Origin of the sequence: Streptomyces misionensis, from assembly GCF_007896895.1 — a bacterium.
In the GTDB taxonomy this organism is placed as follows: Bacteria; Actinomycetota; Actinomycetes; order Streptomycetales; family Streptomycetaceae; genus Streptomyces; species Streptomyces misionensis_A.
Map to the genome: position 1 here is coordinate 50864 of NZ_VOGW01000006.1, position 13550 is coordinate 64413.

General features: G+C 72.3%; 13 protein-coding genes. 4 read left to right on the forward strand and 9 right to left on the reverse strand.

The window, feature by feature from the left end; all coding sequences use genetic code 11:
• Positions 1 to 35: 35 nt before the first annotated feature.
• The 4 genes from FRZ03_RS01235 to xylB all read right to left on the reverse strand — a co-directional run bounded on the left by FRZ03_RS01235 (position 36) and on the right by xylB (position 5654).
• The gene (locus tag FRZ03_RS01235) at positions 36 to 1049 is read right to left on the reverse strand and encodes an acetamidase/formamidase family protein (protein WP_146463200.1); all 1014 of its coding nucleotides are present in this window, start codon (positions 1047 to 1049) and stop codon (positions 36 to 38) included.
• Positions 1050 to 1198: 149 nt separating this feature from the next.
• Complete coding sequence (locus FRZ03_RS01240) at positions 1199 to 2683, reverse strand: APC family permease (RefSeq protein WP_146463203.1); 1485 nt, start codon at positions 2681 to 2683, stop codon at positions 1199 to 1201.
• Positions 2684 to 2962: 279 nt separating this feature from the next.
• The gene (locus FRZ03_RS01245; protein ID WP_146463206.1) at positions 2963 to 4171 is read right to left on the reverse strand and encodes an ROK family transcriptional regulator; all 1209 of its coding nucleotides are present in this window, start codon (positions 4169 to 4171) and stop codon (positions 2963 to 2965) included.
• Between the two features lie 37 nt (positions 4172 to 4208).
• Positions 4209 to 5654, reverse strand: a complete 1446-nt coding sequence (gene xylB, locus FRZ03_RS01250) for a xylulokinase (protein ID WP_146463208.1) — start codon at positions 5652 to 5654, stop codon at positions 4209 to 4211.
• Positions 5655 to 5851: 197 nt separating this feature from the next.
• Between xylB and xylA the strand changes: the two genes are divergently transcribed.
• Together xylA and FRZ03_RS01260 are read left to right on the forward strand one after the other, a co-directional pair.
• A complete protein-coding gene (xylA, locus tag FRZ03_RS01255) occupies positions 5852 to 7018 on the forward strand; it encodes a xylose isomerase (protein WP_146463211.1) in 1167 nt (388 codons plus the stop codon).
• A 285-nt stretch (positions 7019 to 7303) separates the two neighbouring features.
• The gene (locus FRZ03_RS01260; RefSeq protein ID WP_146463213.1) at positions 7304 to 7486 is read left to right on the forward strand and encodes a hypothetical protein; all 183 of its coding nucleotides are present in this window, start codon (positions 7304 to 7306) and stop codon (positions 7484 to 7486) included.
• 34 nt (positions 7487 to 7520) lie between these two features.
• On the opposite strand, the gene FRZ03_RS01265 is transcribed toward FRZ03_RS01260, so the two are convergent.
• On the reverse strand, positions 7521 to 8381 hold the full coding sequence (locus tag FRZ03_RS01265; protein WP_146463215.1) for a hypothetical protein: 861 nt from the start codon (positions 8379 to 8381) through the stop codon (positions 7521 to 7523).
• A 289-nt stretch (positions 8382 to 8670) separates the two neighbouring features.
• Positions 8671 to 9894, reverse strand: a complete 1224-nt coding sequence (locus FRZ03_RS01270; protein ID WP_261398455.1) for an IS4 family transposase — start codon at positions 9892 to 9894, stop codon at positions 8671 to 8673.
• 185 nt (positions 9895 to 10079) lie between these two features.
• Between FRZ03_RS01270 and FRZ03_RS01275 the strand changes: the two genes are divergently transcribed.
• Positions 10080 to 10985: an oxygenase MpaB family protein gene (locus FRZ03_RS01275; RefSeq protein WP_146463217.1), complete on the forward strand. Its 906-nt coding sequence runs from the start codon at positions 10080 to 10082 to the stop codon at positions 10983 to 10985.
• Here the strand turns inward: FRZ03_RS01275 and FRZ03_RS01280 are convergent.
• A complete protein-coding gene (locus tag FRZ03_RS01280; protein ID WP_146463219.1) occupies positions 10962 to 11495 on the reverse strand; it encodes a PadR family transcriptional regulator in 534 nt (177 codons plus the stop codon). The genes FRZ03_RS01275 and FRZ03_RS01280 overlap by 24 nt on opposite strands.
• A gap of 125 nt (positions 11496 to 11620) precedes the next feature.
• Here FRZ03_RS01280 and FRZ03_RS01285 point away from each other — a divergent pair, with 125 nt between their 5' ends.
• A complete protein-coding gene (locus tag FRZ03_RS01285; RefSeq protein ID WP_146463221.1) occupies positions 11621 to 12376 on the forward strand; it encodes an alpha/beta fold hydrolase in 756 nt (251 codons plus the stop codon).
• A gap of 4 nt (positions 12377 to 12380) precedes the next feature.
• Here the strand turns inward: FRZ03_RS01285 and FRZ03_RS01290 are convergent, their stop codons facing one another.
• Positions 12381 to 12980 (reverse strand): class I SAM-dependent methyltransferase, encoded by a 600-nt coding sequence (locus FRZ03_RS01290; RefSeq protein WP_146463223.1) that lies wholly within the window; start codon positions 12978 to 12980, stop codon positions 12381 to 12383.
• A 137-nt stretch (positions 12981 to 13117) separates the two neighbouring features.
• The gene (locus tag FRZ03_RS01295; RefSeq protein ID WP_146463225.1) at positions 13118 to 13546 is read right to left on the reverse strand and encodes a PPOX class F420-dependent oxidoreductase; all 429 of its coding nucleotides are present in this window, start codon (positions 13544 to 13546) and stop codon (positions 13118 to 13120) included.
• Positions 13547 to 13550 lie beyond the last annotated feature (4 nt).

The window sequence follows — 13550 nt, forward strand, 5'->3', positions numbered from 1 at the left end:
GGTGTCCGGCGCCTGCCGGCGGCCAGGGCCGGGCGTCAGCCGCGCAGGGCCCGTGCGGTCTCCCGCAGCCGTGCGTGCACACCGCGGTAGGTGTCCCGTGCGGGCAGCCAGTCCTTGCGGAGCTTGGCGACGCACGTGTAGTTGGTGTCGCACACGTTCGCCAGCGGAGACTCGACCGTCTGCGTGGCGAACTGGTACGCGTCCAGCTCGCTGAACCCGTAGTCGCGCACCAGCCACTGCACCAGGTCCAGCTGCGATATCCGGAAAGCGTCCTCCAGCGGGCGCGCCGAACCGGTCGAGACGATGTGCGTGTCGGACTCCAGCCGGGGCCACGGGGTCGCGACGTCCTTGAGGAGGTCCACGATCACCACGGTGTTCATCGCGCACTCCACCGCCACACCGCAGGTCTCGCCCTCTCCCTGCCGAGCGTGCCCGTCGCCAAGACTGAGCAGGGCGCCCTCCACGTTGACGCCGAGGTAGCAGGTGACCCCGGCGCGCATCTCGGGGGTGTCCATGTTGCCGCCGTGCGCGTCCGGGACCAGCGCCGAGCGGACCTCCAGGTTGGCGGGGGCCACACCCACCGTGCCGTGCATGGGCTCCAGCGGCAGTTCCACCTCGAAGTCACTGTCCCGGGCCCGGAACAGGGCGGTGCGCCGGGTGCGGTCCAGTTGCCAGATCCAGACCCGCTCCGGCAGCGGTGGCTGGAGCGAGGCGGTGGTGTGGGTGGAGGTGAGCGCCCCGAAGAGGGGGACGGTCGCCGACGCCGCCCAGTCGCGGGCCGGTTCCACCGATACGAAGTGCACGGCCACCGTGTCGCCGGGCTCGGCGCCCTCGATGTGGAAGGGCCCCGTCTGGGGATTGAGGAAGGGGAACTCGCAGACCTCGGACACGAGGTCCTTCTCCGAGCGGACCCGGCCGGCGAAGCAGTCCTCCGTGAACAGATCGAGCACCGTACCGGGCGCGATGCGTGCCACGGGTGCCGCCCCGCCAAACGTCCAGGCGTACTCGTCCGGTTGCGGGCGCACGGTGAGGATCCGGGGGTCGGTCATCGTGACGTGGGTCCCTTCTGGCGGTGTGGCGTGCGTGGAGTAAGGAGGGTGACGCGACGGGGTCGCGAGGCGGATGGCCCAGGCGTGGACGGTCGTCGGGTCCGGGGCACCCGGTCGGCCGTGCCTGATCGCCTCGATGAGGCCGCCGGTCAGCCGGGCACGGTCCCGTCCTGGCGGGTGACGGCCGGGTCGTGCTCCTCCAGGTGGACCCGCGCGGTCTCGGCTATGCGCTCGGGGTGACGCCGCAGCAGGACCAGCAGCACCACCACACCGGCCGCCAGCCAGACGCCGACCACCGGACCCGCGTAGGACACCGGAGCCCTCAGTTTGCTCACGAAGGTGAACACCGGGAGACCGGCGGCCGTCAGCAGCGCGGGGACGAAGGCGGCGATGCCCAGCACCGGGAACAGCAGGTGCCGCACCGGCTTGAGGGCGCCGCCGCCGACCCGTACGAAGTGGCCGGCGCAGGCGAGGTTCACCACGATGTAGACGCCGATGACGACTGTCACGATCACCGTGGCGAGGAGCAGGAACGCCGTCTCGGGGCCGTAGCCGAGGCCCAGCCCCAGGACGGCGGCGACGGCCACGACGGTCTGCACCGCGATGCCCGCCACGGGGGAGCGGTGCCGGGGATGGAGCGTGGCGAGCAGATGGGGCAGGACGCGGATGCGGGCCAGGGCGAAGGCCGTACGTGTCGACACGTTGGCGCACGCGTTGGCGTTGGCGATCGTGGAGTTGACCACCGCGAGGAACAGCAGCACCCAGAAGAGGCCGAACGAGGCCCGGGCGACCCCTTCCCAGGAGGCCCTGCCGGACGCGCCGAATCCGGCGAACCGGTCCGGCCCGAAGTAGACGGTCATCGCATACGTCGTGACGACGTAGAACAGTCCGATGCCCAGGGCGGCGCCCAGCACCGCGCGGTGCATCGTCCGCCGGGGCTCGCGCGTCTCCTCGGCGAGCGGCGCCGCCGCCTCGAATCCGGCGAACGCGAGCACGGTGTACACGGACCCCGCGAAGACGCCGCCGACCCCGCCGTACCCCTTGGCGATGTGGGAAGTGCCGAAGACGGACAGGGAGTTGGCGCTGCCCGCCCTGCCGATCAGCAGCACGGCGAACACCAGGAAGACAAGGACCTCGAAGGCGCCGAGGACGGTGCCGAAGCGGGCCGAGGCACGGACACCGAAGTATCCGGCGACGGCGATCACGGCGGCGCCCACCAGGGGGTACGGCCACCAAAGGTCCGCCGGGTACGAGGACCACTCGTCATGCAGTGTGCCCGCCACCGTGAAGCCCAGTTGCAGGAGCAGCAGCGGCGGGACCAGCATCTCCACGAAGACGTAGCCCCAGCCGACGAGGAAGCCGACGGCCGGATGCAGTCCTCGCGCCGCGTAGGTGGCGACCGAGCCGGCCGCGGGCAGTTCCCGTGCCAGCTCCGCGACGCAGGAGGCGGTGAACAGACATGCGACCAAGGCGATGAGCACCGCCAGTGGCAGGCTGCCACCCGCGAAGGCGGCGCCGGCCGGGATCGACGCGGCCACCGCTGCGGCCGGCGCCATCGCCGTGATGCTCTGGAACAGGACCTCGCGCAAGCCGATGGCGTCGCGCTGCAATGTCCCGCCGGTCTCCCCGCTCATGAGGTCCCCCGATATCCGTCCGTCCGCTGTGCCCGGTCCGTGCGCGTGCTCCGAAGTCGCGAGGGCTGAGCGGGACCTGACGGGCCGGCAGTGCGTACCTCGCGTGATTCACGGTACGGCGCGGCCGGGTCCGGCAGAAGGGTGCGCCACGGTTCTGTGCACAAGCCGGGGCGTGTGGACAACTCGGCCACTCGTTCGGGTGAGAGCCGTGCGCCGACGGGCGCGTGGATGCACTGGAGCCGCCCGACAAAGCGTGTCCGGGCTGGGGACAAGCGGGTGTCAGGAACGCTTCGCCACGGCGGCCGGATCGTCCAGCACGGCCCGGACGACGGAGTGCGCCGCGCCCAGCAAGGGGCCCTCGGGGCCGAGTGGTGACACCGCCACCGGACAGGCCGGGCCCGCACTACGGCCCGTCAGTTCCGCTTCCAGTGGGGGCAGCAGCCAGGGCGACAGGCCCGCCAGGGCACCGCCCAGGACCACCGTCTCGGGGTCGAGCAGGTTCACCGCCCCGGTCAGGGCGATGCCGAGCGCCGTGCCCGCGTCCCGCAGAGCCGCCCGCACCCCCTCCTCGCCCTGCTCCGCGCGCTCCGCGAGCAGACCGACGAGGTCCTGACGCGGCTCGAGCCCCGCCGCGCGCAGCACCGCCTCCTGGCCCGCGTACTGCTCCAGACAGCCGCGCCCGCCGCACGCGCACGGGGGTCCGTCCGGCCGTACGGGCACATGGCCCAGCTCGCCCGCGAAGCCCCGTGTGCCGCGCAGCAGTTGTCCGTCCACGACGATCGCGGCACCGATGCCGATCTCCGCCGACACATGCAGGAACTCCCGGGGGGTGCCGGCACCGAGCCACAGCTCGGCCAGCGCACCGAAGTTCGCCTCGTTGTCCACGGTGAGCGGCCAGTCGTCGATGAGCAGGGCGCCGAGGTCCGTGTCGCGCCAGTCGAGATTGGGGGCGCGGACGATCGTACGTCCGTCGCGTGCCACCAGTCCGGGCACGGCGACCGCGAGCCCCGCGGGCCACAGCTCCTCCCGCCCGGCTTCGGCGACGACCTGGTGGACCAGTGACATCAGCTCCGCGGTCACGGTTTCGGGCGCCCGGCCCCGATTGGCGCCCCGGCGCACGGCCCGGGCGCGGACCGCACCGCGCAGATCGACCGCGCACACCGCGAGATGGTCGACACCGATCTCCGCGCCGATCCCGGCCGGACCTCGGCCGCTCACCGCCAGCGCCGACCCGGGCCTGCCCACCCGGCCCGGCCGCTCGGGGCCCAGTTCCTCCAGCAGTCCCGTGCGGATCAGCTCGTCCACCAGGGTCGACACGGCGGCCCGCGTCAGACCGATGCGCGAGGCCACCGCGGCCCGGGACAGCGAGCCCTCGGCGCTGACCGCGTGCATCACCCGTGCGAGGTTGCGCCGGCGCATGCCCTGCTGGGTGTCCGGCAGGGCCGGGCCGGCCCCCTGGGGGAGGGCCTGGTTCAGCGGTGCGGTCATGCCGGCGTCATTCCTCGGTCCATGGGGGTGGCGGGGCTCAGCGGTCCCGCGCCTCCCGTTCCAGCAGCGGGGCCGCGTCGGAGAGTACCCCGCTGATCCGGGCCAGTGTCTCCTCGTCCTGGGGCACGGCCTCCAGGACCGGGCCCGCCGTCGTGTTCCAGCGGCGCGCCACCGCCGCCGGGTCCTCGCCGGTCAGCAGCCCGGCCGCCTGGGCCGCCGCGCCCAGGGCGACCAGCTCCTTGGCCTCCGGGATCCGCACGGGCCGCCCCGAAAGACGGCGCACGGTCTGCTGCCAGGCCCGGCCGCGTGCTCCGCCGCCGATGAGCAGCAGCGGGCTGTCGCGGTCCGCGTCCTCGTCGAGGACCAGGTCGAGGGCGCCGAGCAGCGCGTGCACCGCGCCGTCGTACGCCGCCTGGAGCAGTTGGCCCGGGGACGTGTCGTGGCGCAGCCCGTGCAGCAGCCCGGAGGCGTTCGGCAGGTTCGGGGTGCGCTCGCCGTCCAGGTACGGCAGGAGCGTCACGGAGCCGCCGGGCGCCACGGCCTCGCGGTCCAGACCGAGCAGGGTCGCGATGCGGTCCACGGCGAGCGTGCAGTTCAAGGTGCAGGCCAGCGGCAGCCAGTCCCCGTGCGCGTCGGCGAAACCCGCCACCGTGCCGGTCGGATCGGCCGGGCGGTGCCGGGAGACGGCGTACACCGTGCCGGACGTCCCCAGGCTCAGCACCGGAGTTCCCGGCCGCAGCCCGAGCCCCAGTGCCGCCGCCGCGTTGTCACCGGTCCCGGCCGCCACCAGGGTGCCCCTGGAGAACGGCAGGTCGTGACCGTCGCGCACGGTCCCGGCCACCTCGCCCGGTCGCACCACCCGGGGCAGCAGCGCCGGGTCGAGCCCGATGTGCGCCAGGGTCTCCTCGTCGTACTGCTCCGTGCCGGACGCCCACCAGCCGGTGCCGGAGGCGTCGCCCCGGTCGGTGACGGCCTGCCCGGTCAGACGCTCGGTGAGGTAGTCGTGCGGGAGTCGTACGGCCTTGGTCGCGCGGACCGCCTCCGGCTCGTTCTCGGCCAGCCACGCCCACTTCGTCGCCGTGAACGACGCGCCGGGCACGCTGCCGGTGCGCTCCGCCCAGGCCTTCGGGCCGCCCAGTTCCGCCACCAGCCGGCGGGCCTGCGGCGCCGAGCGGACATCGTTCCAGAGCAGGGCCGGGCGCACCGGCTCGCCGTGCTCGTCCAGCGTGACCAGGCCGTGCTGCTGGCCGCCGACCGACACCGCGGCGGCCTCGTGCGCCGCTTCACCGCACTGGCGCAACGCCTCGCACAGGGCGTCCCACCACTGGCGCGGGTCGCTCTCCCGGCCCGCGCCGGAGGAGACGGTGTGCGATGCCTGGCCGCTCGCCACCACCCGTCCGGTGGACACGTCGACGACCAGGGCCTTCGTGGACTGGGTGGACGTGTCCACACCGACGACGAGCGGACCCTCGGCTGCTGACATGGCGCTCTCCCTACTTCCGCGGCTCGGCGGGATGTGCTGTGACGTGCTTCCCGGGGCACCTCTTGGAGGGGCGCGCGGGAGACGCCGGTCGAAGACCCCTTGTGGTCGAAGACACGTTGTCTCTTCCCAGGGCTGCGTCCGCATACTAATTTGTAAACGGCCCTGACGAAATAGCCGCACGACCAAGGAGCAGCGCCATGAGCTACCAGCCCACCCCTGAGGACAGGTTCACCTTCGGCCTGTGGACCGTCGGCTGGCAGGGGAGGGACCCGTTCGGCGACGCCACCCGACGGGCCCTCGACCCGGTCGAGACGGTGCAGCGCCTTGCCGAGCTCGGCGCCCACGGAGTGACCTTCCACGACGACGACCTGATCCCCTTCGGGTCCTCGGACGCCGAGCGCGAGTCGCACATCAAGCGCTTCCGCGAGGCCCTGGACGCCACCGGCATGAAGGTGCCGATGGCCACCACGAACCTCTTCACCCACCCCGTCTTCAAGGACGGCGCGTTCACCGCCAACGACCGCGACGTGCGCCGGTACGCGCTGCGGAAGACGATCCGCAACATCGACCTGGCCGCCGAACTGGGCGCCGAGGTCTATGTCGCCTGGGGCGGTCGCGAGGGCGCCGAGTCCGGCGCCGCCAAGGACGTGCGCGCCGCCCTGGACCGCATGAAGGAGGCGTTCGACATCCTGGGCGAGTACGTCACCGCCCAGGGCTACGACCTCCGCTTCGCCATCGAGCCGAAGCCCAACGAGCCGCGCGGCGACATCCTGCTGCCCACCGTCGGCCACGCCCTGGCCTTCATCGAGCGCCTGGAGCGGCCCGAGCTGTACGGCGTCAACCCGGAGGTCGGCCACGAGCAGATGGCGGGTCTCAACTTCCCGCACGGCATCGCGCAGGCCCTGTGGGCGGGCAAGCTCTTCCACATCGACCTCAACGGCCAGTCCGGCATCAAGTACGACCAGGACCTGCGGTTCGGCGCCGGCGACCTGCGGGCGGCGTTCTGGCTGGTCGACCTCCTGGAGAGCGCCGGCTACGAGGGTCCGCGGCACTTCGACTTCAAGCCGCCGCGGACCGAGGACCTCGACGGCGTGTGGGCGTCGGCCGCGGGCTGCATGCGCAACTACCTGATCCTGAAGGAGCGCGCGGCCGCCTTCCGCGCCGACCCGGAGGTGCAGGAGGCGCTGCGTGCCGCCCGCCTGGACCAGCTCGCCGAGCCGACCGCGGCCGACGGCCTGAAGGGCCTGCTCGCCGACCGCGCCGCGTTCGAGGACTTCGACGTCGAGGCGGCCGCCGCCCGGGGCATGGCGTTCGAGCGGCTCGACCAGCTGGCGATGGACCACCTGCTGGGTGCGCGCGGCTGACGGGCAGGGGCCGGGGAGGCACGGGCGCGCACAGGTGCCCGCGCTCTCTCCGGCCCTCCTCGCTCTGTGTCGGCGCCATGACCTGGATCACGGCGCACTCCGCGGGTGCCGCCCGGTCGGCGGACCCGGCCGGTCAACCTGGCCGGTCAACCCGGTCGGCGAGCTCGATCGGCCCACTAAGGGGCACATCTCAGGGACGTCTCAGGGGTGAGGCCCGGAACCGCGGGGAGCGGGCGGCCGTTCTCACAGCAGAGAACGGCAGCGGCCGGGAAGGAGGCGACGTTCATGTCCAAGAACGCGAAGATCGCCGCAGGAGGTGTGGCGGTCGGTCTGGTCCTGCTGATATGGCTGCCCTGGTGGGTGGCGTTCCTGATCATCGTGGGCGTCCCGGCGGCCGCCTATCTGGCGCTGGACCCCTCCCAGCGGCGCAGGCTCCGCAGGGTCACGCGCAAGGAACTCGGCCGCTGAGCCAGGCGGACAGGTACCTGTCCGCCATCCCGGCTCACAAGGGCCGTACGGCGAGTTTGTCGAGCGCGTCCAGCAGTCCCGGCAGCTCGGGGCCCCGGCCGACCGGCAGCACCTCGCCCGGCTCGTCGTCGAGAAGGACGAAGGCGATGTCGTCGGTGCGGGCCACCATCGACCAGCCCGGGCCGTCGGCACGCAGGGTGCGGGCGTCGCCGGAGGCGAACGAGGAACGCACCCGCCCCAGCGGCGGTGGCGAGTCGACATAGGCACGCGCCTCCGCGAGCACCCGCCTGACCCCTTGGTGTCCACCCTTCGACGGGCCTGCCGCCCCCTCGCCGTTCTCCTCGGCCCGCGCCGGGGGCTCGGTGACGGGAGCCCGGCCGGCCGGTGCGGCGAACTCGTCGTCGTTGATCTGCTGCCGCCACGCTGCCCACTGCGACGCGATCTCATCGGCGCCCAGACGCCGCTGTGCCGGGCCCCAGACACTGGTGTCCGGCGGACTCAGTGGAGGGCGGTCGGCCGTCTCGGGACCGGGGTCGTGCGGCGCGGGTACGCCGGGGGCCGCGACGGCGACCGCCAGCGGCCAGCCGGGCAGGGCGGTCACGATGGCGTGCTCGTCCGGCGACAGTTCGTACTCCAGGCCGCAGTCCCAGGAGGCGATCGCCACGGCGACCAGCGAGACATCGTCGATGACGACCGTCCAGCGGGCGCCGTCCCCGTCCTGCCCCAGAACGAGGCCGTACCCGTCGCCGCGGGGTGCGAGCCCCAGCGTCGCGCATGCCTCCGGATAGTCGTCGCCCAGCACGCTCGGAAACTGCGCCGGCGTCAGCAGCACCGCCGTCAGCACATACAGCGCATCGTCCGCGGCGGCGACGGCCCCATCGTCCGTCCCGGCCATGCATGCCTCCCCAGTGGCTCGTCCAACCGCGCGCACCCTAAACCGGACGGAAGGACCTTGTCACGACTCCCCACACCACCCGGACCTGCAGCTTTCCGCCTGGACGGGGGCGAAACGGCCACGGTCTCCACGGGACTTCCCCAGACCATGCCCACCAATGCCGTTGCTTTAGTGATCGTGCCATCGGTGGTTCAGGGTGAGGACGACCGGGGAACGACGCTGGCTGGCGGGTTCTTCGGGGGCCTTGCTGCCGTAGCCGGTGATGCAGGAGCGGATCTTGCGGGGGCAGTCACGGGGCCGGCGGCGGGGTAACAGGCTGCGGCCGATCTCGGCGAGCCCGAGGTGCCGGTCTCGTCTGCGGGCGGAGGGGGGAAAAGCCGCTCGGTGAGATCACCGTGCGGCGGACGACGTGTAGGGCTCGGGTGAACGAGGTCCGCTCTGCAGTGCTGCTGTGCAGCCGAGCGGCTTCGTCCAGTAGATCCCGGGTGGCATGGTGCACGATCAAGTGCGCGTAGATCTCCTGCCGCACCCCGTCCGGAGTCTGCGACCTGAGGACCGGCCGGCCGCGCTGGTGGGTCTTGATCTCGTCGAAGACCAGCTCGATCTCCCAGCGCCGGGCGTAGAGCGCGGCAAGCTCGGCGGCCGGGTACTCCTCGTGATCGGTGAGGCTGGTGATCAGCCGGACGATGTCCGGCTGGCCGTCGACGCGGTATTCGATGACCCGGACCACGGCCGGTGGGGCCTTGAGCGTTCCGGCCGCTTTGCTGTGCTTGTTCGCCTCGATCCGGGCGAGGTAACTGCCGTCGGGCAGCACGTCCTGGACCCGGCGGGCCTTGCGCCGCTCGATCCGCCAGAGAAGGTGAGTGCCCTGGTCGCGCAGCCGGTGCCAGCGGGCCAGGCCCCATAGCCCGCGGTCGGCCAGCAGCAGCGTCCCGCTTCCAACGTGGGCGTCCAGGGCGTCGGAGACGATCCGCTCGGACTCCTTGAACCCTCCGACCACGGCGTCGAGCACGGCGTGGGAGGAACACTCGGCCACCGCGACCACGCGGGCCTGCGGATACCCCATCGGACTGCGCTGCGATCCCGACTTGCCGAAGGTGTCGTTGTTCGCCGCCGTGTCCGGCACGGCCAGCAGCGTCCCGTCCAGGGCCAGCACCCGCAGCCCGCGGAAGAGATCGTCTTCCCTGCCCAGTGGCCGGGCCACGGCCCGGAACAGTTCCCGCATCACGGTCCACCCCAGCCGGTGCCGGGCCCTGGTCAGCGAGGACTTGTTCACTCCGGTCCAAAGCCGCAGGCCCGGATCGCCGGTCTTCACCAGACGCAGGACCTCCAGGTAGTCGGCCTGCGGGAACAGGCACATCGCCAGCACGAAGTACACCGTGAACCGGGCGGACAGCAGACGTCGGCGCTTCTCCGAGCGGCCGGCCTCATCGACCACCCGGTCCACCAACTCCGGCGGGCACGACCGGGTCAGCACTCCCAGCCCCAGCCGCTCCAGACGGGATATCAGCACACCGGCTCAACCGGCCGACAGCCTCAAAAGCAACGGCATTGCCATGCCCACCCTGGGGGAGGCCTTGAGCGTGCATCGTGTCGAACACACGCCCCGCCCACCCTTCGAAAGGGGGACTCAGCGATGGTTTCATCTCCTTGCGGGGCCGTAGAGTTGTCACCCGGCGGCAGAAGGGGGACGACGCGGTGAAGCGCTTCGAGCGGCTGGAACGGATCCGCCGGCTGGACCCGGTGGCGGACGCGCCGGAGATCTACCGGCTCAGCGCCGCCTACGAATTCCCCTGGGACTACACCCGCGCCCTGGAGCTGGCCCTCTACCGCACCTATGCCGTGCCGAGCATCGGCCGGCTCCTCGCGCGGACGGCCGAACTGACCGAGCGCACCCAGAAGCGCTACGACGACACCGCGCTGCTCCTCGACACCGTCATGGAGCACGGCTTCGCCGCCGAGCAGGGGCGTACCGCGATCCGGCGCATCAACCAGATGCACCGCAGCTACGACATCAGCGACGATGACATGCGGTACGTGCTCAGCACCTTCGTCGTGATGCCCCGGCGCTGGATCGACGCCTACGGCTGGCGCCGGCTGTCGCGGCACGAGATCGTCGCCACCGCCGAGTACTACCGGACCCTCGGCCGGCACATGGGCATCCCGGACATCCCCAGGACCTACGAGGAGTTCGAGACCCTTCTCGACACCTACGAGGAGGCCAACTTCGGCTGGGACGAGGGAGCCCGTCGGGTCTCGGACGCCACCCTCCGCCTGATGGCGTCCTGGTATCCGCGCCCGCTTGCGCCCCTGCTGCGCACCGGGGTGCTCGCCCTGCTCGACGACCCGCTGCTGCGCGCGTTCCGCTACCCGAAGCCCGCTGCCGGCACCGTCGCGCTCGTGCGGCGTGCCGTCAGGGCGCGTGGCCGGGTGGTGCGACTGCTGCCGCCGCGCCGCGCCCCGCACTTCGCGCGCCAGAACTGGGAGATCAAGGGATACCCGAACGGCTACCGCGTGGCCGACCTCGGCACTCGCCCGGTCCCGGGACTGCGCGGCTGCCCGGTGCGGCACCTGGACAGCTCAGCGGCCGACGTCGCCGAGTGACGCGAGGGTGTCGCGCAGCCAGGCGAGTTCGGCCCGGCTCGTGGCACGCGCGATGGTGAGGATGCCCTGCCGGAAGGGGTCGTCCGCTTCTTCGGCGCCGATCGGCCGGTCGCCGTCGTAGAAGAAGCTCGTCGGCTCCTCCAGGAAGGCGAGCCGGCGCCGCAGCACGGCGGCCTGGGCGCCCGGGTCCTCCAGGTGCCGCAGGAAGGCGAGCAGAACGAACCACTGGTTCTCGTCGGTGATCTCGCGCTGCGCGGGTTCGGCGAGCCGGCGCCGCAGCTCCCGCCTCCCCTCCTCGGTGAGTCGCAGCACATGGCGCGGCGCGGCCACGGCCCCCGGCTCGGTGGCTCGTACCAGCAGGCCCGCCTTCTCCAGTCGCTTGATCGCCGGATACAGCGTGCTCTCCGCGACAGGCTTCACATGGCCGGTGAGCGCCGCGATGTGCCGGCGCAGGACGTATCCGTGCAGCGGGGCCTCGTACAGGAAACCCAGGATGGCGAGTTCGAGCATGTACGCATTCAACCGTATGACGACGCTGTACAGCGATGCGGGGATACTCTATGGACGCTATACATCGGCCACGATGTATAATCCTTCAGCGATGATCCAAGACGGACAGGGAGGGCGCGGGCGCGATGCGGCAGGCGGTGTTCGACGGTGAGGGAAGCCAGATCCGCTGGACGGAGGTGTCCGGAGAGGAACCGGCCCGGGTCTATCTCCACGGGCTGGGATCGATGTCCACGGCCTATCACGCGCATATCTCCGCCCGCCCGGAACTCGCGGGCAGACGCAGCCTCTTCATGGACCTCCCCGGTCACGGCCTCAGCGACCGGCCCCGGTACTTCGGTTACACGCTGGAGGAGCACGCCGACGCGGTCGCGGCCGCGCTGGACACGGCGGGAGTCACCGGCGCCGAGCTGATCGCGCACAGCATGGGCGGTGCCGTCGCGATCGTGCTCGCGCACCGCCGGCCCGGACTCGCCTCCCGGCTGGTGCTCACCGAGGCCAATCTGGACGCCTTCCCGCCCCTGACCGCGGGCAGCAGCGCGATCGCCACCTACGAAGAGGAGGAATTCGTCGAGGAGGCGTTCGCGCGCGTGCTGGACGCCGTAGGTCCGGTGTGGGCGGCCACCATGCGACTGGCGGACCCGCGCGCCCTGCACCGCAGCGCGGTCGGACTGCGGCGTGGCTCCGACCCCGTTATGCGCACGATCCTGGCGGGCCTGGACATCGACCGGGTCTATCTGCAAGGGGAGAAGAGCGGTGAACTCGGTGACCGCGAGCGGCTGGAGGCCGCCGGGGTGCGGGTGCTGACGGTGCCGGGCGCCGGGCACAACGTCATGTTCGACAACCCCGACGCCTTCGCCGCCGCCGTCGCCGGAACAGCCTGACGCGTCAGTCCTCGCGCACGGAGAGAACGAGGAAGCGGGCGTTCTCGTCGGTGTACGACGTCATGCGCCAGCCCGAACGGGCGAGCAGCGGGCGGAGATTGGGCTCCGCCCGCAGGTCGTCGGATGTGATCCGCCGACCCTGGCGCGCCGCCAGGGCGGCCCGGCCGATGGGGTGGAACAGGGCGAGCCTCCCGCCGGGTCGCACCACCCGGGCGAGTTCCCGCAGGTTCTCCTCCGGGCGAGGCAGATGCGCGATCAGCCCCGCGGCGAACACCGCGTCCAGAGATCGCGAGCGCAACGGCAGAGCTGTCACATCCGCGAGCAGCAGCACTCCCGCCCGGTCCCGGCCCGCGGTCACGGCCTCCGCGAGCATCTCCGGGGTCAGATCGGCGCCGAGCACCACACCGGTGGGGCCCACGGCGGCCCGCAGCGGCGGCAGCGCGCGCCCGGTTCCGCAACCCGCGTCGAGCACGCGGTCGCCCGCCCGCAGCCCCAGCTCGGTCACGGCGGCCGCGTACGCGGGGCCGTCGTCGGGGAATTTGCGGTCCCAGCCGGCGGCGCGGGCGGAGAAGAACTCCTGGACGTGCGTGTGATCGTCGGTCATGTCCCGCATGATGCCCCGCTCCGGCGCCGGTGTGCGGGCTGGGGCAGGTATCCGGCGGGTGCGCCGGGCGGGGCACGGGCTCGGGCGGGGCATCGGCTCGGCCGGGGCCGTGGATTCCGGTCGGCCGGGGTCGCCGCTCAGGCCGCCAGGTCGCGCACCGCCACCGCGTGGTCGACGGTGACGCGGACCAGCAACTCGCCCGGCACACCGTTGCGGGCGCCGAATTCCTCGGCGCGGTCCTCGCCCATGTACCGGGCGGCGACTTTCGCGGCCCAACGGCGCAGCTCCGCCGGGTCCTCCGACAGCCGGGCGCGGCCGTTCAGCGTGACGAAGTGGAACGGCGGCCGGTCGTCGTCCACGCACAGGGCGATCCGCCCGTCACGGGCGAGATTGCGCCCTTTCACCGTGTCCCGGCCGGTCTGGAAGACCACTTCGTCCCCGTCCAGCAGGAACCATACCGGGGCCACATGGGGGCTCCCATCGGCGCGAACGGTGGACAGTTTGCCGGTGCGGGTGCCCTCCGAGACGAACGCCCGCCATTCCTCGTCGGTCATCTTCTGTGCCATGCGC